This window comes from Cellulomonas sp. P4_B5_2, from assembly GCF_056402235.1.
The window spans coordinates 1-25,516 of sequence record NZ_JBFUHU010000011.1 but is presented as its reverse complement, the minus strand read 5'-3'; the positions used below and the strand labels follow the sequence as shown (position 1 = coordinate 25,516).

The 25,516-nt window shown below is 72.8% G+C and carries 28 protein-coding genes and 4 tRNA genes; 16 read left to right on the top strand and 16 right to left on the bottom strand.

Annotation, left to right across the window (positions count from 1 at the left end; genetic code table 11):
• Positions 1-10: 10 nt before the first annotated feature.
• Genes AC1DUQ_RS01640 through AC1DUQ_RS01630 form a run of 3 tightly spaced genes read right to left on the bottom strand, consistent with a single transcriptional unit; the run spans position 11 to position 2,495 of the window.
• Positions 11-799: an amino acid ABC transporter ATP-binding protein gene (locus AC1DUQ_RS01640; protein ID WP_477061334.1), complete on the bottom strand. Its 789-nt coding sequence runs from the start codon at positions 797-799 to the stop codon at positions 11-13.
• Positions 796-1,662: an amino acid ABC transporter permease gene (locus AC1DUQ_RS01635; RefSeq protein ID WP_477061335.1), complete on the bottom strand. Its 867-nt coding sequence runs from the start codon at positions 1,660-1,662 to the stop codon at positions 796-798. Before AC1DUQ_RS01635 ends, AC1DUQ_RS01640 begins: the two co-directional genes overlap by 4 nt.
• Positions 1,659-2,495, bottom strand: coding sequence for an ABC transporter substrate-binding protein (locus AC1DUQ_RS01630; protein ID WP_477061336.1), 837 nt, complete (start codon positions 2,493-2,495; stop codon positions 1,659-1,661). The genes AC1DUQ_RS01635 and AC1DUQ_RS01630 overlap by 4 nt, the downstream gene beginning before the upstream one ends.
• A gap of 105 nt (positions 2,496-2,600) precedes the next feature.
• Between AC1DUQ_RS01630 and htpX the strand changes: the two genes are divergently transcribed.
• Positions 2,601-3,485 (top strand): zinc metalloprotease HtpX, encoded by an 885-nt coding sequence (htpX, locus tag AC1DUQ_RS01625; protein WP_477073314.1) that lies wholly within the window; start codon positions 2,601-2,603, stop codon positions 3,483-3,485.
• A 101-nt stretch (positions 3,486-3,586) separates the two neighbouring features.
• On the opposite strand, the gene AC1DUQ_RS01620 is transcribed toward htpX, so the two are convergent.
• Positions 3,587-4,093, bottom strand: coding sequence for a YajQ family cyclic di-GMP-binding protein (locus AC1DUQ_RS01620; protein ID WP_421743517.1), 507 nt, complete (start codon positions 4,091-4,093; stop codon positions 3,587-3,589).
• Between the two features lie 140 nt (positions 4,094-4,233).
• Between AC1DUQ_RS01620 and AC1DUQ_RS01615 the strand changes: the two genes are divergently transcribed.
• Positions 4,234-4,315, top strand: a tRNA-Tyr gene (locus AC1DUQ_RS01615).
• A gap of 78 nt (positions 4,316-4,393) precedes the next feature.
• Positions 4,394-6,484, top strand: coding sequence for a DEAD/DEAH box helicase (locus AC1DUQ_RS01610; protein ID WP_477061338.1), 2,091 nt, complete (start codon positions 4,394-4,396; stop codon positions 6,482-6,484).
• On the opposite strand, the gene AC1DUQ_RS01605 is transcribed toward AC1DUQ_RS01610, so the two are convergent.
• Both AC1DUQ_RS01605 and AC1DUQ_RS01600 read right to left on the bottom strand, forming a co-directional pair.
• Positions 6,485-7,084, bottom strand: coding sequence for an isochorismatase family protein (locus AC1DUQ_RS01605; RefSeq protein WP_477061339.1), 600 nt, complete (start codon positions 7,082-7,084; stop codon positions 6,485-6,487).
• Positions 7,085-7,139: 55 nt separating this feature from the next.
• The gene (locus tag AC1DUQ_RS01600; protein WP_477061340.1) at positions 7,140-7,598 is read right to left on the bottom strand and encodes a hypothetical protein; all 459 of its coding nucleotides are present in this window, start codon (positions 7,596-7,598) and stop codon (positions 7,140-7,142) included.
• A 128-nt stretch (positions 7,599-7,726) separates the two neighbouring features.
• Here AC1DUQ_RS01600 and AC1DUQ_RS01595 point away from each other — a divergent pair.
• The 5 genes from AC1DUQ_RS01595 to AC1DUQ_RS01575 all read left to right on the top strand — a co-directional run bounded on the left by AC1DUQ_RS01595 (position 7,727) and on the right by AC1DUQ_RS01575 (position 9,049).
• Positions 7,727-7,799 (top strand) — tRNA-Thr (locus tag AC1DUQ_RS01595).
• Between the two features lie 49 nt (positions 7,800-7,848).
• Positions 7,849-7,922: transfer RNA gene (locus AC1DUQ_RS01590), tRNA-Met, on the top strand.
• Between the two features lie 86 nt (positions 7,923-8,008).
• A complete protein-coding gene (rpmG, locus tag AC1DUQ_RS01585; protein WP_029290226.1) occupies positions 8,009-8,179 on the top strand; it encodes a 50S ribosomal protein L33 in 171 nt (56 codons plus the stop codon).
• A 10-nt stretch (positions 8,180-8,189) separates the two neighbouring features.
• Positions 8,190-8,639, top strand: a complete 450-nt coding sequence (locus tag AC1DUQ_RS01580; RefSeq protein ID WP_477061341.1) for an FAS1-like dehydratase domain-containing protein — start codon at positions 8,190-8,192, stop codon at positions 8,637-8,639.
• Complete coding sequence (locus AC1DUQ_RS01575; RefSeq protein ID WP_477061342.1) at positions 8,636-9,049, top strand: MaoC family dehydratase; 414 nt, start codon at positions 8,636-8,638, stop codon at positions 9,047-9,049. The genes AC1DUQ_RS01580 and AC1DUQ_RS01575 overlap by 4 nt, the downstream gene beginning before the upstream one ends.
• Here the strand turns inward: AC1DUQ_RS01575 and AC1DUQ_RS01570 are convergent.
• Positions 9,042-10,109 carry a LacI family DNA-binding transcriptional regulator gene (locus AC1DUQ_RS01570; RefSeq protein ID WP_477073315.1) on the bottom strand — a complete coding sequence of 356 codons (1,068 nt, stop codon included), beginning with the start codon at positions 10,107-10,109 and terminating at the stop codon, positions 9,042-9,044. The genes AC1DUQ_RS01575 and AC1DUQ_RS01570 overlap by 8 nt on opposite strands.
• A 232-nt stretch (positions 10,110-10,341) precedes the next feature.
• Between AC1DUQ_RS01570 and AC1DUQ_RS01565 the strand changes: the two genes are divergently transcribed.
• From AC1DUQ_RS01565 to AC1DUQ_RS01555, 3 genes are read left to right on the top strand one after another with little or no spacing between them, the layout of a single operon-like run.
• Positions 10,342-11,670: an MFS transporter gene (locus tag AC1DUQ_RS01565; protein WP_477073313.1), complete on the top strand. Its 1,329-nt coding sequence runs from the start codon at positions 10,342-10,344 to the stop codon at positions 11,668-11,670.
• A gap of 37 nt (positions 11,671-11,707) precedes the next feature.
• Complete coding sequence (locus AC1DUQ_RS01560) at positions 11,708-12,958, top strand: MFS transporter (protein ID WP_477061344.1); 1,251 nt, start codon at positions 11,708-11,710, stop codon at positions 12,956-12,958.
• Between the two features lie 58 nt (positions 12,959-13,016).
• A complete protein-coding gene (locus tag AC1DUQ_RS01555) occupies positions 13,017-14,120 on the top strand; it encodes a UDP-N-acetylmuramate dehydrogenase (RefSeq protein WP_477061634.1) in 1,104 nt (367 codons plus the stop codon).
• Here AC1DUQ_RS01555 and AC1DUQ_RS01550 read toward each other — a convergent pair.
• From AC1DUQ_RS01550 to AC1DUQ_RS01515, 8 genes are all read right to left on the bottom strand, one after another.
• Positions 14,042-14,497, bottom strand: a complete 456-nt coding sequence (locus AC1DUQ_RS01550; RefSeq protein ID WP_477061345.1) for a GntR family transcriptional regulator — start codon at positions 14,495-14,497, stop codon at positions 14,042-14,044. The genes AC1DUQ_RS01555 and AC1DUQ_RS01550 overlap by 79 nt on opposite strands.
• A complete protein-coding gene (locus tag AC1DUQ_RS01545) occupies positions 14,494-15,423 on the bottom strand; it encodes a hypothetical protein (RefSeq protein WP_477061346.1) in 930 nt (309 codons plus the stop codon). The genes AC1DUQ_RS01550 and AC1DUQ_RS01545 overlap by 4 nt, the downstream gene beginning before the upstream one ends.
• Before the next feature lie 62 nt (positions 15,424-15,485).
• Positions 15,486-16,505 carry an adenosine deaminase gene (locus AC1DUQ_RS01540; protein ID WP_477061347.1) on the bottom strand — a complete coding sequence of 340 codons (1,020 nt, stop codon included), beginning with the start codon at positions 16,503-16,505 and terminating at the stop codon, positions 15,486-15,488.
• The gene (locus AC1DUQ_RS01535) at positions 16,502-17,185 is read right to left on the bottom strand and encodes a response regulator transcription factor (RefSeq protein ID WP_477061348.1); all 684 of its coding nucleotides are present in this window, start codon (positions 17,183-17,185) and stop codon (positions 16,502-16,504) included. The genes AC1DUQ_RS01540 and AC1DUQ_RS01535 overlap by 4 nt, the downstream gene beginning before the upstream one ends.
• Positions 17,182-18,723 carry a sensor histidine kinase gene (locus AC1DUQ_RS01530; RefSeq protein WP_477061349.1) on the bottom strand — a complete coding sequence of 514 codons (1,542 nt, stop codon included), beginning with the start codon at positions 18,721-18,723 and terminating at the stop codon, positions 17,182-17,184. The genes AC1DUQ_RS01535 and AC1DUQ_RS01530 overlap by 4 nt, the downstream gene beginning before the upstream one ends.
• A gap of 50 nt (positions 18,724-18,773) precedes the next feature.
• Complete coding sequence (locus AC1DUQ_RS01525) at positions 18,774-19,610, bottom strand: ABC transporter permease (protein WP_477061350.1); 837 nt, start codon at positions 19,608-19,610, stop codon at positions 18,774-18,776.
• Positions 19,607-20,452 (bottom strand): ABC transporter ATP-binding protein, encoded by an 846-nt coding sequence (locus tag AC1DUQ_RS01520; RefSeq protein ID WP_477061351.1) that lies wholly within the window; start codon positions 20,450-20,452, stop codon positions 19,607-19,609. Before AC1DUQ_RS01520 ends, AC1DUQ_RS01525 begins: the two co-directional genes overlap by 4 nt.
• Positions 20,453-20,458: 6 nt before the next feature.
• Complete coding sequence (locus AC1DUQ_RS01515) at positions 20,459-21,688, bottom strand: pyridoxal phosphate-dependent aminotransferase (protein WP_477061635.1); 1,230 nt, start codon at positions 21,686-21,688, stop codon at positions 20,459-20,461.
• Between the two features lie 230 nt (positions 21,689-21,918).
• On the opposite strand from AC1DUQ_RS01515, the gene AC1DUQ_RS01510 reads away from it, so the two are divergent.
• The 5 genes from AC1DUQ_RS01510 to rplA all read left to right on the top strand — a co-directional run bounded on the left by AC1DUQ_RS01510 (position 21,919) and on the right by rplA (position 24,650).
• Positions 21,919-21,991, top strand: a tRNA-Trp gene (locus AC1DUQ_RS01510).
• A gap of 140 nt (positions 21,992-22,131) precedes the next feature.
• Positions 22,132-22,425, top strand: a complete 294-nt coding sequence (gene secE / locus AC1DUQ_RS01505; RefSeq protein WP_477061352.1) for a preprotein translocase subunit SecE — start codon at positions 22,132-22,134, stop codon at positions 22,423-22,425.
• Between the two features lie 97 nt (positions 22,426-22,522).
• Positions 22,523-23,347 (top strand): transcription termination/antitermination protein NusG, encoded by an 825-nt coding sequence (nusG, locus tag AC1DUQ_RS01500; protein WP_477073312.1) that lies wholly within the window; start codon positions 22,523-22,525, stop codon positions 23,345-23,347.
• 82 nt (positions 23,348-23,429) lie between these two features.
• Entirely contained in the window at positions 23,430-23,861 is a 432-nt protein-coding gene (gene rplK / locus AC1DUQ_RS01495) for a 50S ribosomal protein L11 (protein WP_477061354.1), read from the top strand.
• 72 nt (positions 23,862-23,933) lie between these two features.
• Positions 23,934-24,650: a 50S ribosomal protein L1 gene (gene rplA / locus AC1DUQ_RS01490; RefSeq protein ID WP_056088868.1), complete on the top strand. Its 717-nt coding sequence runs from the start codon at positions 23,934-23,936 to the stop codon at positions 24,648-24,650.
• 73 nt (positions 24,651-24,723) lie between these two features.
• On the opposite strand, the gene AC1DUQ_RS01485 is transcribed toward rplA, so the two are convergent.
• Positions 24,724-25,516: phosphotransferase family protein (locus AC1DUQ_RS01485; RefSeq protein ID WP_477073311.1), on the bottom strand; the 793-nt coding region annotated here is incomplete at its 5' end.

Genomic DNA, 25,516 nt, shown 5'->3' with positions numbered 1-25,516 from the left:
ACGTCGTCGTCTACGGGCCGGTGATGCGGCGCAGGAACTCGCGCGTGCGCTCCTCGCGCGGGCTGCCGAGCACCTGGGCCGGCGTGCCGCGCTCGTGCACGCGTCCTTCGTGCAGGAAGCAGACCTCGTCGGCCACCTCGCGCGCGAAGCCCATCTCGTGCGTCGCGATCACCATGGTCAGCCCCGTCTGCTTGAGCTCCGCGAGCAGCGCGAGCACCTCGCCGACCAGCTCCGGGTCGAGCGCGCTGGTCACCTCGTCGAGGAGCATCACGGCCGGCTTGCCGACGAGGGCGCGCGCGATGGCGACCCGCTGCTGCTGCCCGCCCGAGAGCTCGTCGGGAAAGGCCTGGGCCTTCGCGGCCAGGCCGACGCGGTCGAGGACCGCCAGCGCCTCGGCCTCCGCCTCGGCCCGCGACGTCTTGTGCACGAGGCGGGGCGCGAGCGTCACGTTGTCGATCACGCGCAGGTGCGGGAACAGGTTGTAGGCCTGGAACACCATGCCGATGCGGGCCCGGACGGCGTTGGCGTCCAGGCGGGGGTCGGTGATGTCCTGACCCTCGAGCTCGATCACGCCGTCGTCGACGTCCTCGAGCAGGTCGATGCACCGCAGCAGGGTCGACTTGCCGGAGCCGGACGCCCCGATGAGCACGACGACCTGGTGCGCGTGCACGTCGAGCGAGAGGTCGTCGAGCACCACGTGGTCGCCGAAGGCCTTGCGGACCCCGCGGACGGACAGCAGCGGGCGGTCCAGGCGCAGCGGCCGGCCGGGCATCGGGTCGCGCATCGGACCGGGGCTCATCGCAGCGCTCCGCCGCCGGCCAGCGCGCTCTGCGCACCGATCCAGCCCGAGCGTCGTGCCAGCACGTCGGTGAACCGGGTCAGCGGGATGGTCAGGGCCACGAACAGCACCCCCGCGACGACGTACGGCGTGAAGTTGGCGTACCGCGCGGTCTCGATCTGCGCGGCTCGGACCGCGTCGATGGCCCCGAGGATCGAGATGAGGCCGGAGTCCTTGGAGAGTGCGACGAGGTCGTTGAGCAGTGGTGGGATCACGCGCCGGACCGCCTGGGGGAGCACCACGTGCCGCATCGCCTGCGCGCGCGTGAGCCCGAGCGAGCGTGCCGCGGCCACCTGCGACGGGTGCACGGACTCGATCCCGGCCCGGAAGACCTCCGCGACATAGGCCGAGTACGTGAGCACCAGCGCCAGCGTGCCGAGCGCGACCGCCGACGTCGGGATCCCCTGCAGCCGCAGGCCCGGCAGCCCGAACCCGACGAGCAGCAGGACGAGGATCAGCGGCAGGCCGCGGAACACGTCGACGTAGCCGGTGGCCAGCGCCCGGACGGGGAAGAACACCGGGCCGCGCAGCGTGCGGGCGAGCGCCAGGGCCATCGCGACGATGACGATGAGGACGGCACTGACCGCCATCACCCGGATGTTCAGCCACAGCCCCTGCAGGATCGCCGGGAACGACTCGACCGCCACGTCCCAGTCGAAGAAGGACGCCTTGACCCGCGGCCAGCCGGGGGAGGACACCAGCGCCAGCACGGCGATGGCGACCAGCGCGATCGTCGACAGGAAGGCGACGGCGGTCGACCGGCGGGCACGGCTGCGGCGGTAGGCGTCCCGCTCCTCCTGGCGCTCGGACGGCACCCAGCTCACTGGAGGACCGGTGCACCCGCGGCGTCGGTGAGCCACTGCGCCTCGAGGTCAGCCAGCGTGCCGTCGTCGCGCAGGGCGTCGACGGCCTCGGTCACCGGCGTCGTGAGCGCGCTGCCCTTGTCGAGCACGAGCCCGAACTCGTCACCCCCGGCGCTGTCGGGCAGCGTGCCGATGATCTTCCCGCCGTCCAGCTCGGCCGCCGTGATGTACAGGGCGGTCGGCAGGTCGACGACGATCGCGTCCACGAGCCCGGCGGTCAGGGCCTGCTTGACCTGGTCGTTGTCGTTGAACGGCGACACGGGCGTGCTCGGGTCGATCGCCTCCTGGGCCGCGGTGAGGCTGGTCGTGCCCACCATGGCACCGATCTTCAGCGCCTTGAGGTCCGCGAGCGTCGTCGCGCCGGCGCCTGCCGAGCCCTCGAGCGTCACGACGGCCTGCGAGGTCGTGTAGTACGGCGAGGAGAAGTCGAGGTTGGCCTCGCGCTCGTCGCTGATCGACACCTGGTTGATCGCGAAGTCGAAGTCCTTGGCGCCCGGCGCGATGATCTGGTCGAAGCTGGCGACCGTCCACTCCACGTGGTCCTTGTCGAAGCCCAGCTGGTCGGCCACCGCGTACGCGACGGCCGACTCGAAGCCCTCGCCGCTGGTCGGGTCGTTGTCGATGACCCAGGGCTGGTAGGCCGGATCGGACGTCGCGATGGTCAGGACGCCGTCCGTGACCGTCGCCAGCGTCCCGTCGCTCGGGGCGGCGCCTGCGTCCTCGTCGGTCGGAGCACACGCGGCCAGCGCCAGGGCGGCGACGGCGGCAAGGGTGGTCCAGCGGGCTCTGCGCACGGCGTGCTCCGGAGGTGTCGTGGGAAGGGTGGGGTCAGGATACGAGGGAACCCCGACGCGGTGGCGCGCGTTCCACGGGTGCACTGCTGCGAGGAGAGAGAGACGATGGGTCACCGGCACTACAACGGTTTGAAGACGGCCGCGCTGTTCGGCGTGATGTGGGCCGTGCTGCTCGGCATCGGGTGGCTGCTCGGCCGCGGGACGCCGAAGTTCCTGCTGCTGTTCACCGCGCTCGGCCTGGTGATGACCGCGTACAGCTACTGGAACTCCGACAAGATCGCGATCCGCGCCATGAAGGCGCGACCGGTCAGCGAGATCGAGCAGCCGGCGATGTACCGGATCGTCCGCGAGCTCTCCACCGCTGCCCGGCAGCCGATGCCCCGTCTGTACATCTCACCGACGGCGGCGCCCAACGCCTTCGCCACGGGCCGCAACCCGAAGAACGCCGCGGTCTGCTGCACCGAGGGCATCCTGCAGCTCCTCGACGAGCGCGAGCTGCGCGGGGTGCTCGGCCACGAGCTCATGCACGTCTACAACCGCGACATCCTCACGTCGTCCGTCGCTGCGGCGGTGGCGGGCGTCATCACGTCGCTCGCGCAGTTCGCGCTCTTCTTCGGCGGGGGCAGCGACCGCGACCGCGGCGGCAACCCGATCGCCGGGCTGCTCCTGGTGTTCCTCGCTCCGCTGGCCGCGATGATGGTCCAGCTCGCGATCACGCGCACCCGCGAGTACGACGCCGACGAGGACGGGGCCCGGCTCACCGGCGACCCGCTGGCGCTCGCGTCCGCCCTGCGCAAGCTCGAGATGGGCACCCGGGCCAGGCCGCTGCCGCAGGACCGCCAGCTGGTGGACGTGTYGCACCTGATGATCGCGAACCCGTTCCGCGGCGCGGGGATGGCGAGGCTGTTCTCGACACACCCGCCCATGGCCGACCGGATCGCCCGCCTCGAGCGTCAGGCCGGCCCGCAGGACGGCATCTCGCGCTACTGACCTGGCACCGAGCGCGGTGGTTGCCGCGGAGCTCGGTGCCTCGAACCACCGAGCTCGGCGCCGACCACCGAGCTCGGCGCCGACCACCGAGCTCGAGGGCGTCAGCGGTAGTTGGTGAACTGCAGGTCGGCGTCGACGTCGGCGCCCTTGAGCAGCGCGATCACGGCCTGCAGGTCGTCGCGGCTCTTGCCCGTGACGCGCAGCTCGTCGCCCTGGATCTGCGTCTTGATGCCCTTGGGCCCCTCGTCGCGGACGATCTTGGCCACCTTCTTGGCGGTCTCGCTGCTGAGCCCCTCCTTGATGAGGGCCTCGAGGCGGTACTCCTTGCCGGACGGCTTGGGCTCGGGGGTGTCCTCCTCGCCGGTGTCCAGCGACTTCAGGGAGATGCCGCGTCGGATCAGCTTGGTCTGGAACACGTCGAGGACCGCGAGAACCCGCTCGGAGGAGTTGGCGATCATGAGGATCTTCTCGCCGCTCCAGGCGATCGACGCCCCGACGCCCTTGAAGTCGTACCGCTGCGCGATCTCCTTCGAGGCCTGGTTGAGGGCGTTGTCCACCTCCTGGCGGTCGACCTTGCTGACGACGTCGAACGAGGCTTCGCTCGCCATGTTTCCTCCTGCTGCTACGGGCACTGGGGCGCGGGCTCGGCATCGCTTTCGCTAGCACCGCCCGGGTGTTGCTATCCTTCCACCCGCACGCTGCACGCGCGTTCGCCCCCTGGGTGTCCTCTCGTTCGGCTGGCATCCCCGGCGGGTTACCCGAGTGGCCAAAGGGGGCTGACTGTAAATCAGCTGGCAACGCCTACGGGGGTTCGAATCCCTCACCCGCCACGTTGTGATCACGACCCCGGACCGCCTGCGGCCCGGGGTCGTGTCGTTGGTGTGGGCGAGTGCTGGCAGGGTGGGCGCGTGCCCCAGACCACCCGTGACGCCGCCCTCGACGTGCTGCGCCGACTCGTCGGCAACCCGACCGCCGACTTCCACGAGGGGCAGTTCGAGGCCATCGAGACGCTCGTCGACGACCGCCGCCGTGCGCTCGTGGTGCAGCGGACGGGGTGGGGCAAGTCGGCGGTGTACTTCGTCGCGACGATGCTCCTGCGGCAGCGGGGTGCCGGTCCGACCGTCCTCGTCTCGCCGCTGCTGGCCCTGATGCGCGACCAGGTCGCGGCCGCCGAGCGTGCCGGGGTGCGGGCGGTGGCGATCAACTCGACCAACGCGCACGAGTGGGACGAGCTCCTGGCGCGCCTCGCCGCCGACGAGGTCGACGTGCTGCTCGTCTCGCCGGAGCGTCTCAACAACCCGGCGTTCCGGGAGAACCAGCTGCCGGCCCTGGTGCGACGGCTCGGCATGCTGGTGGTCGACGAGGCGCACTGCATCAGCGACTGGGGCCACGACTTCCGGCCCGACTACCGGCGTCTGCGGGACCTCATCGCGACCATGCCGCCGGGAGTGCCGGTGCTCGCGACGACGGCCACCGCCAACAGCCGGGTCGTCGCCGACGTGGCGGAGCAGCTGGACTCGGGCGGCGACGGCGTGCTGACCATCCGCGGACCGCTCGCCCGGGCGTCCCTGCGCCTCGGCGTCCTGCGGCTGCCCGACGCGCGGACGCGGCTCGCCTGGCTGCTCAGCCACCTCGGTGACCTCCCGGGGTCCGGGATCATCTACACGCTCACCGTGGCGGCCGCGCAGGACACCGCACGCCTGCTGCGCGAGGCAGGCCACGACGTGCGGGCCTACACGGGCCAGACCGACCCCGCGGACCGGGAGGCCGCCGAGGCCGCGCTCAAGGCCAACGAGGTCAAGGCGCTGGTGGCGACGAGCGCGCTGGGCATGGGCTTCGACAAGCCGGACCTCGGGTGGGTGCTGCACCTGGGGGCGCCGTCCTCGCCGGTCGCCTACTACCAGCAGGTCGGCCGCGCCGGCCGCGCCACCGCCAGCGCGGACGTGCTCCTGCTGCCCGGCACCGAGGACCCGGACATCTGGCAGTACTTCGCCACGGCCTCGATGCCGAACCAGGACCGGGCGGAGCGCGTGATCGCGGAGCTGTCGGACCGCCCGATGTCGACACCGGCCCTGGAGGCGCGGGTGGACGTCCGCCGCACCCCGCTGGAGCTGCTGCTCAAGGTGCTCGACGTGGACGGTGCCGTGCGCCGCGTGCAGGGCGGCTGGGTGGCCACCGGGCAGCCGTGGACCTACGACGCGGAGCGCTACGCACGCATCGCCGCGGCCCGCCAGGCCGAGCAGGAGCACATGCTCGAGTACGAGCGCACCGACGGCTGCCGGATGGAGTTCCTGCAGCGCAGCCTCGACGACGAGACCGCGACGCCGTGCGGGCGCTGCGACTCGTGCGCGGGCGCCTGGTACCCGCGGGACGTCGCCGAGGGCGCGACGGCCTCGGCGGAGCGCTCGCTCGACCGCGTGGGCGTGCCTGTCGAGCCGCGGGTGCAGTGGCCGGTCGGCGCCGACCGGCTCGGCCTGCCCGTGCGCGGTCGCCTCGCCGAGTCGGAGCGGGCGGTCGAGGGCCGGGCGCTCGCCCGGCTCACCGACCTGGGCTGGGGGACCGCCCTGCGCGAGATCTTCGCGGCCGGCGCGGTCGACGCGCCCGTCACGCGGGCCATGCTCGACGGCTGCGTGCGCGTGCTCGCGCAGTGGGGCTGGGACGATCGACCCGCGGCGGTGGTCGCCCTGCCGTCGCGGCGGCGACCGCTGCTCGTCGACTCGCTGGCCCGGGGTATCGCCGAGATCGGCCGGTTGCCGTACGCGGGTGCCCTGGCGCCGCGCGACGGCGGTCCGAGCGGGGAGCCGGGGGGCAACAGCGCGTTCCGGCTGGCAGGCGTCTGGGGGCGGTTCGACGCGTCCGCGCTGCAGCTGCCGTCCGGGCCGGTGCTGCTCGTCGACGACCTGGTGGACAGCCGGTGGACCATGACCGTCGCCGCCCGCGAGCTGCGGCAGGCGGGTGCGCCGGCCGTGCTCCCGTTCGCGCTGGCGCTGCGCGGCTGATCAGGCGGGCGGCTCGACCGTCGTCACGCTCACGCCCCCCTGCGACAGCCGGGCGGCGGCGCGCAGCGTGGTGGGCAGGGCCACGGCGGCCGTGAGGTCCACCAGGACCGTCGCGTCGAACCCGTCCGCGCGGGCGTCCAGGGCGGTCGCGGTGACGCAGTGGTCGGTGGCCAGGCCGACGACGTCCACCTCCGTGACCCCCGCCGCGGTGAGGACCTCGGTCAGCCGGGCACCCTCGGCGCCGACGACCTCACCGGCGAACCCGGAGTAGTCCTGCCGGCTCTGACCCTTGCGCACGTGGACGGTGTCGGTGGGCAGGTGCAGGTCGGGGTGGTACTCGGCGCCGACGGTCCCGGCGACGCAGTGCACGGGCCAGGTGGTGACGTAGTCGGGATCGGCGCCGGTGGCGAAGTGCCCGTCGTTGGTGTCCGGCAGCGGTGCGTGCCAGTCCCGGGTGGCGACGACCGCGGCGTACCGGTCCTCGTGCTCGCGCACGTAGGCGGACACTGCCCGCGCGACCTCGGCGCCGCCGGTGACCGCCAGCGAACCGCCCTCGCAGAAGTCGTTCTGGACGTCCACGACGATCAGTGCCCTGCTCATGGTGCTGCCCCGCTCTCTGCCTGGACACCCATTCTCGTCCGGCGGGGCGCGGGTGTCAGGACGCGGCGCCGCAGGTGTAGGTGCCGGGGGTGATCGAGACCGTCGCGCCCTCGTAGAGCGTGTCGAACATGCCGGCGTCCTGCGCCGACCCGAAGGCCACTCCGACCCCGAGCGGGTTCGCGTACCCGGTGAGGCCGGCCAGCTGCTCCTCGGCGCCGCTCTGGCAGGCGGGGTCCAGCGGCAGGGTCGGGTAGCCCAGGGCCGCGAGGGAGTCGATGGACGGCTGCAGCGTGGTCGTGTCCCCGGCGCCGGTCTCCACGACCTCGGTCCAGACCACCCAGAACTGCTCGGTGGTGGCCGTGGGGTCGATCGCGGTGGGCCACGCGGGGACGGTCACGGCGTCCGTGGTCGGTGCGTCGTCGCCGTCGTCGTCGCCCGTGCACGCGGCGGTGCTGAGCAGGAGGGTGGCGGACAGGAGCAGGGCAGCAGCGGTGCTGCGTCGTGGCTGGCGCATGGGCCGGATCGTGGCACGCGGCGAGGGGCGGGGACCACGAGATGAATCGTTTAGGCAACCGCGTCGGCGCACGGTGCGAGGAGCCGATTTCGCGAGCACCCGTGGGCCCGTGTAACCTTGCTCGCGCTGCCCCGATAGCTCAGTCGGCAGAGCGTCTCCATGGTAAGGAGAAGGTCAAGGGTTCGATTCCCTTTCGGGGCTCTGTGGTGTGTTCGGGGTGCGACGCAGGTCGCACCTCGATATCACCCGAGGCGGGGTAGCTCAGGTGGTTAGAGCGCACGACTCATAATCGTGAGGTCGCGGGTTCGATCCCCGCTCCCGCTACATCCCAGTGACACAGCTGCGCGTCGGCCGGCGCGCAATGACAAGATCGCATGCATCCCGTTCCGGGTGCGAGAGGTGGCAAGACCATGGCCAGCAAGAGCTCGGACGTCCGTCCGAAGATCACGCTCGCGTGCACCGAGTGCAAGGAGCGGAACTACATCACCAAGAAGAACCGTCGGAACGACCCCGACCGTCTCGAGATGAAGAAGTTCTGCCCCCGCGACAACCGCCACACCCTGCACCGCGAGACCCGCTGACCTCGCACTGATGCCGGTCGACGTCGGTTACGCGGGTCGTCAGTACCCGCCGACCGCTGCCTACGAGGTAGGTCGTCAGAAGCTCCAGGAGTTCGCCGACGCGGTCGGCGCCTCCCACGCAGCCCACACGGATCCGTCGGTGGCGCGCGCGCTCGGGTATCCCGACGTGATTGCGCCGCCGACGTTTGCCGTCCTGGTGGCGCAGCGCGCCGAGGCCCAGCTGTTCGAGGACCCCGCCGCCGGGATCGACTTCAGCCGCGTCGTGCACGCCGACGAGCGGTTCACGCACCACCGGCCCATCCACGCGGGGGACCGTCTGGTGACGGTGCTCCACGTCGACTCGATCACGGTGCGCGCGGGACTGGCCATGATCACCACGCGTGCTGAGATCGCGGCCGAGGACGGCGAGCCCGTCACCACGGTGATCTCCACCCTGGCCGTCCGCCCGGAGGAGTCATGACCGAGGCCCTGGCCGTCGGCGACGAGGTCGCCCGCCGCGAGATCACCGTCGACCGCGCACGCCTCGTCCGGTACGCGGGCGCGAGCGGCGACTTCAACCCGATCCACTGGAACGACCGTGTCGCCACCTCGGTCGGTCTGCCCGGTGTGATCGCGCACGGCATGTGGACCATGGGTGCCGCGTCGAGCGTCGTCGCCGACTGGGCGGGGGACCCGGGCGCGATCCTCGACTACCAGGTGCGCTTCACGCGTCCCGTGCCGGTGCCCGACCCGGGTGCGGCGACCGTCGAGGTGATCGCGGTCGTCGGTGCCCTCGACAGCGAGGCCGGCACGGCACGGATCGACCTGACCGTCGCGGTCGACGGGGTCCGCGTGCTCGGCAAGGCGCAGGCGGTCGTCCGACTCAGCTGACGGTCGGCGCCGGACCGGTCGTCGTGCCGATCCGCAGGCTGACCGGCAGCTCCCGCCGCGAGGGGCCCTCGCCGGCCAGGAAGTCCTCGACGGCGTGCCCGATGGCGGCGCCCTTCTCCGCGAGCGGCTGGACGACCGTGGTGAGCACGTCCGGTGCGAGCCACGGCAGGTCGAGGCCGTCGAACCCGCTGACGGACACGTCCTCCGGCACGCGCAGCCCGAGCTCGCGCGCGGCGAGCACCACGCCCGACGCCAGCAGGTCGGACTGGCACGCGATCGCGGTCGGGCGGTCGGGGGTGGACAGCAGGGCGATCCCGGCGGTGCGCCCGTGCTCCACGAGCGAGGCCGGCGTCTCCCAGATCGCCACCGGCGTCACGCCCGCGTCGGTCACCCCGGTGAGCCGACGACGGGTGATCTCCCAGTTGAGGTGGWCCATCTGGTCGAGCGCGACGAGCCCCTCGCCGCGGGAGCGGTCGAAGGGGAGCGTGACGGACGCGATCCGCGTGTGGCCGAGCGCGAGCAGGTGCTCGGTGGCCTGCCGCATGCCACCGCGGTCGTCGATCCCGACCGAGGCGACGTCCGGCAGCTGCTGACCCTCGACGAGCACGGTCGGTGTCCCGCGCCGCCGCAGCGCCCCGAGCATCGGGTCGTCGGTGGTGCCGCCCCACATGATCACGGCGACGTCCATCGCGGCGGTCTCGAGCAGGGGGTCCACGGCGGGGCCGGCCGGGTCGCTCGAGCCGGGGATGAGCAGGACGCCCAGGTCGAGGGGGCCGAGCGTGCTGACCAGCCCGTCGAGCACCTGGATCGAGACCGGGTCCCGGAACGAGCGGCCGAGGGAGTCGCCGACCACGACCCCGACGATCCCGGACCGGCCGCGGCGCAGCTGGCGACCGAGGGGGTTCGGACCGGAGTAGTCGAGCGCCGCGGCCGCGTCGAGCACGCGCTGGCGCGTCGCCGCGGCGATCGGACCCGCACCGGAGAACGCGAGCGAGGCGGTCGATACCGACACGTGCGCGGCGGCGGCGACGTCGGCCAGGGTGGGGCGGTGCGGAGACAGGGGTCGGACCTCCGGATYGGCGCCGCGGCACCCGGGTGCACGCGACGCGCGTGACGAGCGCACGGTTGACGCAGCGGCCAGCGTACCCGCAGAATGGCTGCGACCCTCAAATCGATTCGACCACCGACGACGGCGCCTGGTCGAATCGATTCGATCGCCGCTCGACCCGATGCCCCGGAGCAAGCCCGTGCGCCACCCTTCCCCCTCCCTGAGTCGAGCCCGCTGGCTCCTCATGGGACTGTTCGCCCTCACCGGCATCACCTTCTCCAGCTGGCTCGCCCGCATCCCCACGGTCCGCGACCTGCTCGACCTGTCCACCTCCGAGCTCGGGGTGCTCCTGCTGGTCGGCTCGGTCGGCGCGCTGCTCACCGTGACCGTCTCGGGCGTCGCCGTGCAGCGGTTCGGCAGCCCGGTGGCGGTCGTGGCCTCGACGGCCGTCCTCGCCGTGGCGCTGGTGCTCATGGGCGTCGGGCCCTCGGTCGGCTCCGTCGGCCTGCTCGGCGTCGGCATCTTCCTCAACGGCGTCGCGGTGGCGCTCGGCAACGTCCCGCTCAACGTGGAGTCGGCGCGCATCGAGCGGGCGATGGGCCGCACGGTCATCCCGCAGTTCCACGCCGCCTTCTCGATCGGCGCGGTCGCCGGCTCGGCCCTCGGCGCGACGGCCTCGCACCTGGGCATCTCGGTGGCCGTGCAGTTCACCGCCGTCGCGGTCCTCGCGGTCGTGTGGCGACTGGCCTCGCTGCGCGGGCTCGTCCTGCCCGACGCGCCGGGGGACCGTCCTCGCMCGCCCCATCGCGCGGTCCCCGGCGCGGTGACCATGGGCCGGCGCCGCCGCATCGCGAGCGCGCTCGACTCCTGGCGCGAGCCGCGCACCCTGCTGATCGGAGTCGTCGTCATGGCGGCCGCGCTGTCCGAGGGGTCGGCCAACGACTGGCTGTCCCTGGCGGTCGTCGACGGATTCGACCAGACCGAGGCCGTCGGCGGCGCGATGCTCGCGGTGTTCGTCGGCGCCATGACCCTCGTCCGGCTTCTCGGCACGCGCGTGATCGACCGGTTCGGACGCGTGGCCGTCCTGCGCGTCTCGGGAACCGTGTCGGTCGTCGGGCTGCTGCTCTTCGGGTTCGCGCCCGGCTTCGCGCTCGCCGGCGTCGGGATCGTGCTCTGGGGCTTCGGTGCCGCGCTCGCCGTGCCCGTGGGCATCGCGGCCGCGTCCGACGACCCGATGCGGGCCGCCGGACGGGTGGCGGTCGTGTCGGCGTTCGCCTCGGTCGCCTCCATCGCGGCGCCGCCGCTGCTCGGGATCGCCGCCGCCTCCGCCGGTGCCCGCCACGCCCTGGTGCTCATCGCGGTCGCGATGGTGGCGAGCGTGCTGCTGGCCCACCGTGTCGCGCCGGAGCCGGCGTCGAACGAGGACGCTCCCGTGCGTCACCACGACGAGCCGCTCGCGCACCTCGCCGACGCGGACCCGGACCCGTACGGCGCGATCGTGGCCCGGCACACCGACCACCACACCCCTCGCACGCAGCGCAGCCCGCGTCGCCGACCCCTGCGCGTGCCCTGACCATGGAACGGACGACATCATGAGCACCGGAGGGCCGATGACGACGCCAGCGGGACACGACGACGAGCTGACGCTCCCGAGCGTGCCCGGACGCGCCTCGCGGGCGGTCGAACGGGCGTCGATCGCCGTCTTCGCCGTCTTCTTCCTCAACGGGTTCAACTTCGCCAGCTGGGCCGCGCGCCTGCCGGCCATCCGTGACGGGCTCGACTTCTCGCCGGCGCAGATGGGCCTGCTGCTCCTCGTCGGCTCGGTCGGCTCGCTCCTCTCGCTGCCGTTGTCGGGGATGGTGGTCGAGCGCCTCGGTGCCCGCCGCACGGTGCTCGCGTTCGCGATCCTCAACGCCTCGGGCCTCATCGTCGCGTCGGTCGGCGTCGCGCTCGGCCAGGTGCTGGTCGTCGGGCTGGGACTCGTCCTCTTCGGCGTCGGCACCGGTGTGTGGGACGCGTCGATGAACGTCGAGGGCGCGGCCGTCGAGCAGCACCTCGGCCGGACCGTCATGCCGCGGTACCACGCCGGGTTCTCGTTCGGGACGGTCGCCGCCGCCGGGGTCGCCGCCGTCGCGGCCGGGCTGCACGTCCCCGTCGTCGTGCACATCCCGATCGCGGTCGTCCTGTCGGTGATCGGCGTCGCGTTCGCGGTCCGGGTGTTCCTGCCGACCGCCGACGAGCCCGAGGTCCGGCACGCGGGCGACCGCCCGCAGACGGGTGCACGGGGTGCCCTGGCGGCGTGGCTCGAGCCCCGCACGCTGCTCATCGGCCTCGTGGTGCTCGCGGCGGCGCTCACCGAGGGGTCCGCCAACGACTGGGTCAGCCTCGCGGTGGTCGACGGGTTCGACGTGACGGACGCGGTCGGCGCGATCGCGTTCGCGGTGTTCGTCACGGCGATGACCGCGATGCGCTGGTTCGGCACCACGCTGCTGGACCGGTACGGCCGTGTCGCGGTCCTGCGGCTGTGTGCCGGGCTCTCGCTCGTGGGCCTGCTGATCTTCGGGCTGGCCGACCCGCTGTGGCTGGCGGCCGTGGGCATCGTGGCGTGGGGCGCCGGTGCGGCCCTCGGGTTCCCCGTGGGCATGAGCGCCGCGGCGGACGACCCGCTGCGGGCCGCCCAGCGCGTCAGCGTCGTCTCGACCATCGGGTACAGCGCGTTCCTCGCGGGTCCGCCGCTGCTCGGGCTGTTCGCGCAGCAGGTGGGCTACCGGCACGCGCTGCTGGTCATCATCGCCCCGATCGTGCTGGGCCTCCTCGTGGTCAACGCCGCCGCGCCCCTGAAGAAGGACCGCGTAGCCTGAGGGCGTGCAGAGTGAGCTGAGCACGGCCGACTGCTCGCCGGCGACCGTCCCTCCGACGATCACCTGGCCGGCCCGGACCGCCCCGTCGTCCACCACCCTCGCGGACCTCACCACCCTCCGGGTCGGCGGAGCGCCGCGGCGGTACGTGGAGACGACGACCGAGGCCGAGCTGATCGACGCCGTCCGCGCGGCCGACGCCGACTCCGAGCCGGTGCTCGTGCTCGGCGGCGGCTCCAACCTGCTCGTCGCCGACGACGGGTTCGACGGGGTGGTCGTGCGGGACGTGCGCAGCGGCATCGAGGTGCCGGACGCCTCCGCCTGCGCCGGTGCCACCCTCACCGTCCCGGCCGGCACGCCGTGGGACGACGTGGTGCGCTACGCGGTCGAGCAGGAGCTGACCGGGATCGAGACGCTCTCGGGCATCCCGGGGTCGACCGGCGCGACGCCCGTGCAGAACGTCGGCGCCTACGGTCAGGAGGTGTCGCAGAGCATCGCGACGGTCCGGGTCTGGGACCGCGGCCGGGGCAAGGTCCGCACGCTGCCCCTGGTCACGCTGGCGTTCGGGTACCGCACCTCGCTGCTGAAGCGCTCGATGCGCGAGGCGGACCCGGCCGACCCGCAGGCACCCTGGTCGCCGACCCCGCGCTACGTGGTGCTCGACGTGACGTTCCAGCTCCGTCCGGGCTCGCTGTCCCGCCCCATCGCCTACGCCGAGCTCGCCCGCACGCTGGGGGTCGAGGTGGGCGGCCGCGCCCCGCTGGCCGAGGTGCGCGACACCGTGCTCGCCCTGCGCGCCCGCAAGGGCATGGTGCTCGACGCCGCGGACCACGACACGTGGAGCGCCGGCTCGTTCTTCACGAACCCGCACCTGAGCCCCGCCGAGGCGGCTGCCCTGCCGGAGGACGCCCCGCGCTTCCCGGCCGACGACGCCCGCGTGAAGACCAGCGCCGCGTGGCTCATCGAGCGGTCCGGGTTCTCGCGCGGCTTCGGCGCCCCCGGCCCGGCGACCCTGTCCACCAAGCACACGCTCGCCCTGACCAACCGCGGGGGAGCGAAGGCGGAGGACCTGCTGGCCCTCGCGCGTCAGGTGCGCGACGGCGTCCGATCCACCTTCGGCGTCGAGCTGGAGCCCGAGCCGGTGCTGGTGGGCGTCGCGCTCTGACGCGTCACGCTCTGCCGCCCGAGCAGGGCGCCGTGCACGAGCACGAGCGCCTCGTCGTCGGTCAGCCCGGCCGCGCGCACCGCGGTCACGTACGTCTCGGCAGCGCGCCGCGCGATGTCCGTCGGCACGGACGCACCCTCCGCGATGACCGTCCCCGCGCGGCGGCGCGTCTCGACGACCCCCTCCGCCTCCAGCTCGCGGAACGCACGCGCCACCGTGCCGGCGGCGAGCCCGAGATCAGTGGCCAGCGCACGGATCGTCGGCAGCCGGTCGCCCGCGACGAGCCGACCCGCGGCCACGTGCGCGACCACCTGCGCGCGGATCTGCTCGAACGCGGGGACTCCGGAGGTGAGGTCGACCTCGAGCTCGGCGGTCATGACGCGCGCGCCTGCGTCGCCGTCCCGACCAGAGGCTGCCGTTCGGCGGCGCTTCGAGCGCGGACGGCGGACTGCCCGGCGACGACCGCGGACGTCACCGCCACGGCGACCGCCACGAGCGTCCCGACGAGGGCGACGGCCACGGCGACGGGGTCAGCAAGGGGCACGTCGTCGACCGAGCCGCCCTGCGCCCCGCGCAGCGCGGCGCTCGCGACACCCAAGCACCCGGCGAGCGTCCAGCCGAGCACCAGCTGGACACCTCCCAGCACCCGGCGTGCCGAGAGCCGACGCAGGGCCGTGTCGTCGTCGGCGGAGGCGTCACTCACCGCGGGCCGGCGCGCGACCAGTCGCAGGACGGCGACGCAGCCGATCAGCAGGACCGCGACCGCGAGGAGGATCCAGCGTCCGTAGAACCAGCCGGGGAACGGGCCGGCCGCGCTGGTGATGTCCGGGCCGTGGCGCCAGGGCAGGGCGCGCCCGTCGTCCGTCGCGACGATCGCGCAGACCGTGAGGAGCACGAGGAGCGCACCCGACCAGCTGAGGACCAGGACGGCCGGGCCGGTCGGCGCGATGTCCCGGAGCCCTCGGCGGCTGAGCGCCGCACGGCGGACGGCACCCGTCGGCCGCGGCCAGGTGAGCTCCCCGATCGCGTGCACCGCAAGGAACGCCGCGCCGCCGGCCGCGGGGAGCAGACCCATGACGAGCCCGGTCGTCAGGCCCCGCAGCGCAGGGACCACCGCGACGCCGACCAGCAGCGGTGCTGCCACGAGCCCGGTCCAGGCGCTCGCGGAGACACGACCGGCGTGCCGGGCGGCGGTCAGCCACGCGTCGGACGGGCTGACCGGTCCGACGGTCCGGGTCGGCCGCAGGGCCGCGCCGATCGCGAGCACCACCAGGAGGAACAGCACGGGGACGAGGACGGGCATCCCGAACTCCTTTGTGTCAATGAATCAATTGATTGACACAATGCCGCAGTCTGGCGTCCGGGTCAAGAGGCCAGCCACGCGTCCACCCCGGCGAGCAGGCGTGCGCGCACGTCGTCGGCGGCGCGGCTGGCCCGGATGGACGACCGCGCCAGGCCCGCGAGCTCGTCGTCGGAGAACCCGTGCACGTCTCGCGCGATCGCGTACTGGTCCACCAGCCGCGAGAGGAACAGGAGCGGGTCGTCGGCGCCCAGCGCCACGGTCGCGCCCGCGTCCACGAGCGCGCGCAGGGGGACGTCGGCGGCGGTCGCGTACACGCCGAGCGACACGTTCGACGCCGGGCAGACCTCCAGCGCCACACCTTCCTCGACCACGCGCTCGAGCACCCGGGGGTCCTCGGCGGACCGGACGCCGTGCCCGAGCCGGTCGGGGTGCAGGTGCCCGACGACGTCCTCCACGTGCGCGGGACCGAGCAGCTCGCCACCGTGCGGGACGGAGGCCAGGCCGGCCCGGCGGGCGATCGCGAACGCGGCGGCGAACTCGGGGGTCTCGCCGCGGCGCTCGTCGTTCGAGAGGCCGAAGCCGACCACCTGCCCGGGTCCGTCGCCGGCGTGCGTCGCGGCCAGGCGCGCGAGGGTCCGGGCCTCGAGCGGGTGCCGCATGCGTGACGCCGCCACGATGACCCCGATGTCGACCCCGGTGGCCGCGGACGCCTCGCGCGCCGCGTCCAGCACGATCTCGAGCGCGGGCGTCAGACCGCCGACGAAGGGCGCGTAGGACGTGGGGTCCACCTGGATCTCGAGCCTGCCGGACCCCTCGCGCGCGTCGTCCTCGGCGGCCTCCGCGACGATCCGGCGCATGTCGGCCTCGCCACGCACGCACGCCCGCGCGGCGTCGTACAGCCGCTGGAACCGGAACCACCCGCGCTCGTCGGCGGGCACGTGCAGGGGATCCGCGTCGAGGAGGGCGGCCGGGAGCCGGATCCCGTGGAGCGTGGCCAGCTCGGCCAGCGTGGAGATCCGCATGGACCCGGTGAAGTGCAGGTGCAGGTGCGCCTTCGGCAGAAGCGCGAGGTCCCGGCTCACACGCCTGCCGCGGTCGCGTCGATCAGCCGGTACCCCACGCCGCGGACGGTGTCGAAGTGCTCGGCGCCGACCTTGCGTCGCAGGTACCGCACGTACACGTCGACCACGTTGGAGCCCGGGTCGAAGTCGAAGCCCCACACCTCCGACAGCAGGCGCTCACGCGTGAGCACGTCTCCGGGGTGCCGCAGGAACGTCTCGGCCAGCGCGAACTCCCGCGCCGACAGGTCCACCTCGTGCGTGCCCACCTTGATCCGCCGCGTCCGCAGGTCCAGCTGGAGAGCACCGTGCTTGAGCACCGACGCCTCACCCGTGGCCACTCCGTGTGCCCGCAGCCGCAGCCGCACGCGGGCGAGCAGCTCCTCGAACCGGAACGGCTTGGCCATGTAGTCGTCGGCCCCGGACTCCAGCCCGGTGACCGTGTCCGTCACGGACGACCGCGCGGTCAGCACGATGACCGGGACCGTCTCCCCGGCCGCGCGCAGTCGCCGCAGGACCTCGAACCCGTCGATGTCGACCAGGCCCAGGTCCAGGATGAGCAGGTCGATGCCGCCCGACTGCACCGTCGCCAGAGCCTCCTCGCCCGAGGTCACCGCGCTCGTCTCGAAGCCGGAGGCACGCAGGCCCTTGGCGACGAACGCGGCGATGCGCTCCTCGTCCTCCGCGATGAGGATGTGCGTCATAGGTACTCCACCAGCTCCGGGACAGGTCGGGGTTCGCCGTCCACGAGGTCGACGGCCGGCAGGTCCAGCACGAAGACTGCGCCGCGCCCGACGTTAGCCGGTGGATGCTCCACGAACACACGGCCGTGATGGGCGTGTGCGATCGCTGCGACGATCGGCAGACCCAGCCCGGCGCCGTGCGAGAGGCGGTCGGCCTGACCGCGATGGAACCGTTCGAAGATGCGGTCCGCCTCGTCCGGCGGGACGCCCGGACCCTCGTCCCGCACCCACAGGAGCAGGCGGTCGTCGGCCACCTCGCTGCCCAGGCGCACCGTCGACCACGGGTCCGAGTACCGGTACGCGTTCGCGAGCAGCTGCAGCCACGCCTGCGTGATGCGCTGCGCGTCCAGCTGGACGGTGACGTCCGCGCGGGCGGCCACCACCCAGTGCCGGTCGCCGAGCCCGCGCGCCTTCTCGTGCACGTCGTCCGTGAGCCGGCCGACGTCGGTGGGCGCGTACCGGACGAAGTCGGGCCGGTCCGCGGTGGCGAGTGTCATGAGGTCGTCCACCAGCCGCTGCATGCGGTCCAGCTCGTCGAGGGCCAGCGCCTGCGTGGCGCGGACGTCGTCGGGGTCGTCGGGGTCCAGCAGCTCGAGGTGACCGCGGACGATGGTGAGCGGTGTGCGCAGCTCGTGGCCGACGTCGTCGAGGAGCTCGCGCTGCGACCCGAACGCCCGCTCGAGCCGGCCGAGCATCGCGTTCACCGTCCGGGCGAGGTTCGACAGGTCGTCCTTGCCGGTCACGGCGATGCGCTGCGACAGGTCGGACTCGGTGATGCGGTGGGTGGTCTCGCGCAGGAGCCGGATGGGCCGCAGCAGCCGGCCGACGACGAACCACGCGACGACCGCGATGACGGCGAGGGCGGCGAGCCCGACCGCGGAGTAGGTGAGGAACGTCCGACGCAGGCTCGACATCTCCGCCGACCGGTCGAACGCGACGACGAACATCCCCGTGCCGGGGTCGCCTGGGAGCAGGACCGGCACGGCGATGAGCCGGTACTGCGTGATCGAGGTGCCCACGGTGCGGGGCAGCGACGGTGTGTCGGCGGTCAGCTCGGCCAGCATCGCGACCAGCTCGGGGTCCTGCTCGAGCCGGACCGACCTGGTCTCCACGGCGGGCTTCCACTTCGGGTCCCCGTCGATGAGTGTGAGGACGCCCTCGTTGTTGCCAGGGACGCGGCTGCGGACCCCTTGCTTGAGCACGTCGCTCACGTTGGCGAACGCCAGCTCCGTGGTCGGGTCCTCCTTGGCCTGCACGTTGCGCAGGGCAGCGACCGCTCGGGACAGCGAGTTGTCCATCCGGGCGTCAGTCTCCGCGGCCTGCAGCGCGAACGCCGTGCCCCCCGCGATCATCACGGTGAGCGCGGAGAGCATGAGCACCGCGGTGAGCAGCCGCGCGCGGACCGTCAGGTGCGCGAGCGTGCGCTGGTAGGCGGGGATGGAACCGGTCGAGACGCCGAGGACCTCGGCGCGACCGCCGGCCCTGGCGCTGCGTGACATGGACGCAAGTATGTCCGGCTCGCCCGGCCCGGCGCAGGTGCGTTCCGGGGTCAGCCGTCGTCGCGCCGCTGCCACCGGAACGTGCGGATCCCGACCACCAGGCCTCCGACGGCCCACACGAGCAGGACGGCGGCCGTCGCGCCGTGCTGCCACGAGCCGCTGACCTCCCACGCCTCCGCACTGGGCGGCAGGAACACCGAGCGCATGCCCTGCGCCATCCACTTCAGCGGGAACACCGACGCCACCTGCTGCATCCAGGTGGGCAGGTCCTGGAACACGAAGAACACCCCGGAGATGAACTGCAGGACCAGGACGACGGGGGTCACCACCGCGCTCGCGGACTTGCCGCTGCGGGGGACCGAGGAGAAGGCGACCCCGGCCAGCGTGCCGGCGGCAGTCCCGAGGACGAACACCCACGCGAACGTGGCCCACGCGGTCGCGGTCGTCGGGAGGGGGACGTCGAAGAGCAGCGCAGCGGCGGCGAGCAGCAGCGCCGTCTGGATCAGGGAGGTCGCCAGGACCTCGCCGGTCTTCCCCAGGAAGTACGCCGCCGGCGGCAGCGGGGTCCCGTGCAGCCGCTTGAGACCGCCGTCGTCGCGCTCGACGGCGATCGAGATGGCGAGCTGCTGGAAGCTCGAGAGCATGACGCCCGTCGCCACCATCCCGGGCAGGAAGTACTGAGCGAACGGGATCCCTGGCTCCGGGCCGACCGTCGCGCCGTCCTGCCCGAACACCGTCGCGAAGATCGCGAGCATGATGATCGGGTAGGCGAAGATGAAGACGACGGCGTCGCGCTCGCGGAAGAACGTCCGCACCTCGTAGCCGGTGCGGACCAGACCCAGGCGCAGCACGCCGGGAAGTCGGGTCCGGGTGTCGACGACGCTCACGAGGTGCCCCCGTCGATCAGGCTGACGTACACGTCCTCGAGAGTGGGCCGGAGCACCTGCAGCCCGGGGACCTCCCCGCCGAGCGCGCCGGTCAGCTCGACCACGGTCTGCGTCGGGGTGTCGGTGCGGACCTCGCGCGTCTCACCGTCCTGCGTCCAGCGCACCACCGCCTGCCGCGCGGTGCGGCCGCCGAGGTCCGCGGGCGGCCCCTCGGCCACGAGCCTGCCGTCGCGCACCACGAGCACCCGGTCGGCGAGCCGCTCCGCCTCCTCCAGGTAGTGCGTGGTCAGCAGGATGGTCGTCCCCTCGGTGGCGAGCTGTTCGACCAGGTCCCAGAACGAGCGCCGCGCCTGCGGGTCGAACCCGGTCGTCGGCTCGTCGAGGAACAGCAGCTCCGGCCGGCCGACGATGCCCAGGGCCACGTCGAGCCGTCGCCGCTGCCCGCCCGAGAGCTGCCGCGCACGGGTCTTGACCTTCTCCTGCAGGCCCACGGCGGCGATCACCTCGTCCGGGTCGCGGGGGTCCGGGAAGAACCGGGCGAAGTGGTGGACGAGCTCCGCGACGGTCGCCTCGGCGAGGTCGTTGTTCGTCTGCAGCACGATGCCGAGTCGCGAGCGCCAGGCCCGGCCCCCCGTCTGCGGGTCCTGGCCGAGGACGCGCACGTCGCCGGCGTCCCGCGACCGGTAGCCCTCGAGGATCTCGACGGTCGTGGTCTTGCCGGCGCCGTTCGGGCCGAGGATCGCCACCACCTCGCCGTGCGCGACGTGCAGGTCGAGGCCGTCGACCGCCTGCTTCTCGCCGTAGGCCTTGCGCAGGCCGACGACCTCGACCGCATCCGGCATCGCGCGCTACTCGGCCTCGGCCAGGAGCGACTGGATCCGGGTGACGCCCTCCACCAGGTCGGCGTCGCTGAGCGCGTACGACAGTCGCAGGTACCCGCTCGGACCGAACGCCTCGCCCGGCACCACCGCGACCTCGGCCTGCTCGAGGATGAGCGTGGCCAGCTCGGCGGAGGTCTGCGGGGTGACCCCGCGGATGGTTCTGCCGAGCACCCCCTCGACCGACGGGTACACGTAGAACGCGCCCTCCGGGGCCGGGATCCGCACGCCGTCGATCTGCGACAGCATCTCGACGATCGTCCGTCGCCGACGGTCGAACGCGGTGCGCATCTCCTCGACGGCCGTGAGGTCGCCGCTCAGTGCGGTGATCGCGGCGCGCTGCGAGATGTTGGCGACGTTCGACGTGAGGTGCGACTGCAGGTTCGTCGCGGCGGTGATCACGTCGGCCGGGCCGATCATCCAGCCCACCCGCCATCCGGTCATCGCGTAGGTCTTGGCGACGCCGTTCAGCACGATCGTCGTGTCCGCGAGCTCCGGCACCACGCGGACGATCGGGGTGAACACGGCGTGGTCGTACGTCAGGTGCTCGTAGATCTCGTCGGTGATCACCCACACGCCGTGCTCGAGCGCCCAGCGGCCGATCGCGGCGGTCTGCTCGGGGGAGTACACCGCGCCGGTCGGGTTGGACGGCGAGTTGAACAGCAGCACCTTGGTCTTCGGGGTGCGTGCCGCCTCGAGCTGCTCGACGGTCACGAGGTAGCCCTGGTCGACGCCGGCGAACACCTCGACCGGGACGCCACCCGCCAGCCGGATCGCCTCGGGGTACGTGGTCCAGTACGGCGAGGGCAGGATCACCTCGTCGCCCGGGTCCACGATCGCCGCGAACGACTGGTAGACCGCCTGCTTGCCGCCGTTGGTGACCAGCACGCTCGACGGCTTCACCTCGTAGCCGGAGTCGCGCAGCGTCTTGGTGGCGATCGCCTCGCGCAGCGCGGGCAGCCCGGCGGCCGGCGTGTAGCGGTGGTTGGCGGGGTCCTTCGCGGCGGCGATGGCGGCGTCGACGATGTACTCGGGTGTCGGGAAGTCCGGCTCCCCGGCGCCGAAGCCGATCACCGGACGGCCGGCGGCCTTGAGCGCCTTGGCCTTGGCGTCGACCGCCAGCGTCGCGGACTCGGCGATCGCGGCCAGTCGGGCGGACACACGGGCGCGGGGGGAGGTCTGCTCGCTCACGGGGCCCATAGTGGCAGAGGTCACGCTCGCTCGTGCCCGCCATTTCGTCCCTCCGGCGGGCATCGGGACGGTTCGACCCACGGGCGCTCGTCGCGTACAGTGGACCCCCGGCGGTTGACGTCCGCCATGATGAGCCGTGCCCCGGAGGTCTCCGGGAGCCTGTGCGGAGCCCCTGCGGGTGGTGTCCGTCGGTGCGCGCCTACGGGCGGACGGATCGTCGTGGAGGCCCAGGCCGCCGTAGGGCAGTGGCGCAATTGGTAGCGCAGCGGTCTCCAAAACCGCAGGTTGCAGGTTCGAGTCCTGTCTGCCCTGCGCACGCGTCTGGTCCTCCGGGTTCGCTCGGAGGTCCGGGAGGCGAGCAGGACCGCCGGTCGGTCCGGCGCGACGCGTCGGCCCGTCCGTCCGTCAGGTTCCGTACGGGACCTGACCACCACGAGACGTAGGGGTCAGACGTGAGCGAAACAGCACCGGCTGCGGCGTCCGACGCCGAGGGTTCGGCGGCGCGCCCGTCGGCACCGAAGGCTGCCGGCAAGGGGTCGTCGTCGTCTCGTGGCGGCTTGTTCGCACGCATCGCACTGTTCGTCCGCCAGGTCGTCGCGGAGCTGAAGAAGGTCGTCCGGCCCACGCGGTCGGAGCTGATCACCTACACGAGCGTCGTGCTCGTCTTCGTCGCGGTGGTCATGGCCTTCGTCACCGTGGTCGACCTGGGCATCGGCAAGCTCACGTTCTGGGTCTTCGGAGGCTGACGCCCACGGRCCGTCAGGCTCGCGTCGCCCCACCCGGGTCGAGCACCCACCGCCCCGGTCCGCCGGGGCGCACACGCAGGAGAAAGCAGGTTCGCACGTGTCGCAGGAGTCGCAGGAGCCCACCACGGGCGCCGAGGCGGAGCTCGAGGACGCCATCGCGTCCGTCGAGGCCGTCGAGTCGTCGGCTGTCGAGGACGCCTCGTCCGAGGATGTCAGCGCCGACGCCACCGAGAGCGACGAGCCGGCCGACGAGGGTGCCGAGCCTGCCGCCGACGAGGTCGCCGAGGAGTCCGACGAGGCCGAGGCAGAGCCCGACGTCGAGGACGACCCGGTCGCCGCGTTCAAGGCGCAGCTCCGCAGCCAGCTGGGTGACTGGTACGTCATCCACTCCTACGCCGGCTACGAGAACCGCGTGAAGGCGAACCTCGAGAACCGTCGCCAGAGCCTCAACATGGAGGACTTCATCTACGCGGTGGAGGTCCCCATGGAGGAGGTCGTGGAGATCAAGAACGCGCAGCGCAAGGTCGTCAAGCGCGTCCGGATCCCCGGCTACGTCCTCGTCCGCATGGACCTCACCGACGAGTCGTGGGGCGCCGTCCGGCACACGCCCGGCGTCACCGGCTTCGTGGGCCACACGCACCAGCCGGTCCCGCTGACGCTGGACGAGGTCTTCTCGATGCTCGCGCCGTCGCTGGAGCCCAAGCAGGCGACCACCGCCGCCGGCGCCGCCAAGGCCGCCTCCCAGATCAAGGTCGACTTCACCGTCGGCGAGTCGGTCACCGTCACGGACGGCCCTTTCGACACGCTGCCGGCCACGATCTCCGAGATCAACGCCGAGAGCCAGAAGCTCAAGGTGCTCGTCTCCATCTTCGGCCGGGAGACCCCGGTCGAGCTGTCCTTCAGCCAGGTCGCCAAGATCTGATTGAGCGTCCTCGCGCTGCGAGGACGCACTGCAACCGGGTCATCGCCCACGGCGTCGGCCCACGACACGAACGGAAGCAGCTATGCCCCCGAAGAAGAAGGTCACCGGCCTGATCAAGCTCCAGATCAAGGCCGGCGCCGCCACCCCCGCGCCGCCGATCGGTCCGGCGCTGGGTCAGCACGGCGTCAACATCATGGAGTTCTGCAAGGCGTACAACGCGGCCACCGAGGCGCAGCGCGGCAACGTCATCCCCGTGGAGATCACGGTGTACGAGGACCGCTCGTTCACCTTCATCACGAAGACGCCGCCGGCCGCCGAGCTGATCAAGAAGGCCGCCGGTGTGGCCAAGGGGTCCCCGACCCCGCACACCGTCAAGGTCGCCACGCTCACCCGGGCCCAGGTCACCGAGATCGCGAGCACCAAGCTCGAGGACCTCAACGCCAACGACCTGGCCGCGGCCGAGAAGATCATCGCGGGCACCGCTCGTTCGATGGGTATCAACGTCCAGGGCTGATCCAGCCCACCCCAGTGGCAGGGCCATGTGCGGCCCGCAGACCACGACTGCTGATCAAGGAGAACCAAGCAGATGGCTAAGCACAGCAAGGCGTACCGCGCCGCGGTCGAGAAGATCGAGGAGGGGCACCTCTACACCCCCCTCGAGGCTGTCCGGCTCGCGCAGACGACCGCCACCACCAAGTACGACTCGACCGTCGAGGTGGCCTTCCGCCTCGGTGTCGACCCGCGCAAGGCGGACCAGATGGTCCGCGGCACGGTCAACCTGCCCCACGGCACCGGCAAGACCGCCCGCGTCATCGTGTTCGCCACCGGCGAGCGCGCCGAGCAGGCCCGCGCCGCGGGTGCCGACGAGGTCGGTGGCGACGAGCTCATCGACAAGGTCGCCGCCGGCTGGACCGACTTCGACTCCGCCGTCGCGACGCCCGACCTCATGGGCAAGGTCGGTCGACTGGGCAAGGTCCTGGGCCCGCGTGGTCTTATGCCGAACCCGAAGACCGGCACCGTGACGATGGACGTGGCCAAGGCCGTGTCCGACATCAAGGGCGGCAAGATCGAGTTCCGCGTGGACCGTCACGCGAACCTGCACTTCATCATCGGCAAGGTCTCGTTCAGCGACACCGCGCTGGTGGAGAACTACGCAGCCGCGCTCGACGAGATCCTGCGTCTGAAGCCGTCGGCCTCGAAGGGTCGCTACATCGCGAAGGCGACCTTCTCGACGACGAACGGCCCCGGCATCCTCGTCGACCAGAACAAGACGCGGAACCTGCTCGAGGACGACGCCGCCTGACGGTAGCTCCAGCAGGACGAAGGCCCGGTCCCCCCTGCGGACCGGGCCTTCGTCGTTCCCGGGCCGACCGGGATCAGCGCGCGCGCCGCGCCGCCCCCGGTCGAGCCGCACCGACCAGCTCGAGCGGGCGCGTCCACAGGCYGGAGAGCCAGCTGAGCTCGTCGTCCGTCGGCTCTGCGGCGACGGCGAGCTGCGCGCTCCACTCGATCGCGGTGCCGACCGTCCGTGCGACGGCCATCGAACGGGTCGGGGTCGCGTCCCCGCCGAGGCTGCGGTACTCCGTGAGGAACGTCGCCACCGGGTCCAGTCCCCATGCCGGATCGAGCACCGGGCCGAGGGCGATGGCGACCCAGTCGAGCGCCGTGGCCACGTCCCACCGTGGGTCGCCGCACCCGGCGGAGAGGTGGTCGCGACCCGGGAGCGCACCGTCCGTCTGCGGGATCCCGCCGAGGAGGACCGCGCGCACGGATCCGCGCACGCGGGTCACTGCCACGTCGTCGCCGGTCGGCTCGCCGTGGATCCACTGCGCGGTCGTCCATGTCGATCGGGCGTCCGCGAGCGCACGCCCGATCGCGGGATGCGCCCGCACGGCCCACACCGGCCCCGCCTGCACCGGCAGCTCGTCGAGCCAGTCCGGCAGCGGTGCGTCGAGCACCCAGGGGAGGCCGGCGGTCGGCGTGAGCGCCGTGAGCGGCGTGCGGTGCAGGCGCACCAGGGCCGCCGCCCACGCGGAGAGGAGAGCCGTGAGCTCTCCGCGCAGGACCGGCGCGGGTCCTCGCTCGTGGAGCCGTCCGACGAGGTCCTCGAGCTCGCGGACCAGCGGACGCCCGTCCGGCTCGGGCACCAGCGCGGTCCCCCCACCGCGC

Bases quoted from the DNA above. Each gene is read 5' to 3' on its own strand.
- AC1DUQ_RS01515 (WP_477061635.1), bottom strand. From the start codon at position 21,688: ATGGGCCCCGTGAGCGAGCAGACCTCCCCCCGCGCCCGTGTGTCCGCC.
- AC1DUQ_RS01575 (WP_477061342.1), top strand. From the start codon at position 8,636: ATGACCGAGGCCCTGGCCGTCGGCGACGAGGTCGCCCGCCGCGAGATC.
- rpmG (WP_029290226.1), top strand. From the start codon at position 8,009: ATGGCCAGCAAGAGCTCGGACGTCCGTCCGAAGATCACGCTCGCGTGC.
- AC1DUQ_RS01605 (WP_477061339.1), bottom strand. From the start codon at position 7,084: ATGAGCAGGGCACTGATCGTCGTGGACGTCCAGAACGACTTCTGCGAG.
- AC1DUQ_RS01560 (WP_477061344.1), top strand. From the start codon at position 11,708: ATGACGACGCCAGCGGGACACGACGACGAGCTGACGCTCCCGAGCGTG.
- rplK (WP_477061354.1), top strand. From the start codon at position 23,430: ATGCCCCCGAAGAAGAAGGTCACCGGCCTGATCAAGCTCCAGATCAAG.
- AC1DUQ_RS01545 (WP_477061346.1), bottom strand. From the start codon at position 15,423: ATGCCCGTCCTCGTCCCCGTGCTGTTCCTCCTGGTGGTGCTCGCGATC.
- AC1DUQ_RS01550 (WP_477061345.1), bottom strand. From the start codon at position 14,497: ATGACCGCCGAGCTCGAGGTCGACCTCACCTCCGGAGTCCCCGCGTTC.
- AC1DUQ_RS01520 (WP_477061351.1), bottom strand. From the start codon at position 20,452: ATGCCGGATGCGGTCGAGGTCGTCGGCCTGCGCAAGGCCTACGGCGAG.
- AC1DUQ_RS01600 (WP_477061340.1), bottom strand. From the start codon at position 7,598: ATGCGCCAGCCACGACGCAGCACCGCTGCTGCCCTGCTCCTGTCCGCC.
- rplA (WP_056088868.1), top strand. From the start codon at position 23,934: ATGGCTAAGCACAGCAAGGCGTACCGCGCCGCGGTCGAGAAGATCGAG.
- AC1DUQ_RS01620 (WP_421743517.1), bottom strand. From the start codon at position 4,093: ATGGCGAGCGAAGCCTCGTTCGACGTCGTCAGCAAGGTCGACCGCCAG.
- AC1DUQ_RS01530 (WP_477061349.1), bottom strand. From the start codon at position 18,723: ATGTCACGCAGCGCCAGGGCCGGCGGTCGCGCCGAGGTCCTCGGCGTC.
- AC1DUQ_RS01640 (WP_477061334.1), bottom strand. From the start codon at position 799: ATGAGCCCCGGTCCGATGCGCGACCCGATGCCCGGCCGGCCGCTGCGC.
- AC1DUQ_RS01535 (WP_477061348.1), bottom strand. From the start codon at position 17,185: ATGACGCACATCCTCATCGCGGAGGACGAGGAGCGCATCGCCGCGTTC.
- AC1DUQ_RS01580 (WP_477061341.1), top strand. From the start codon at position 8,190: ATGCCGGTCGACGTCGGTTACGCGGGTCGTCAGTACCCGCCGACCGCT.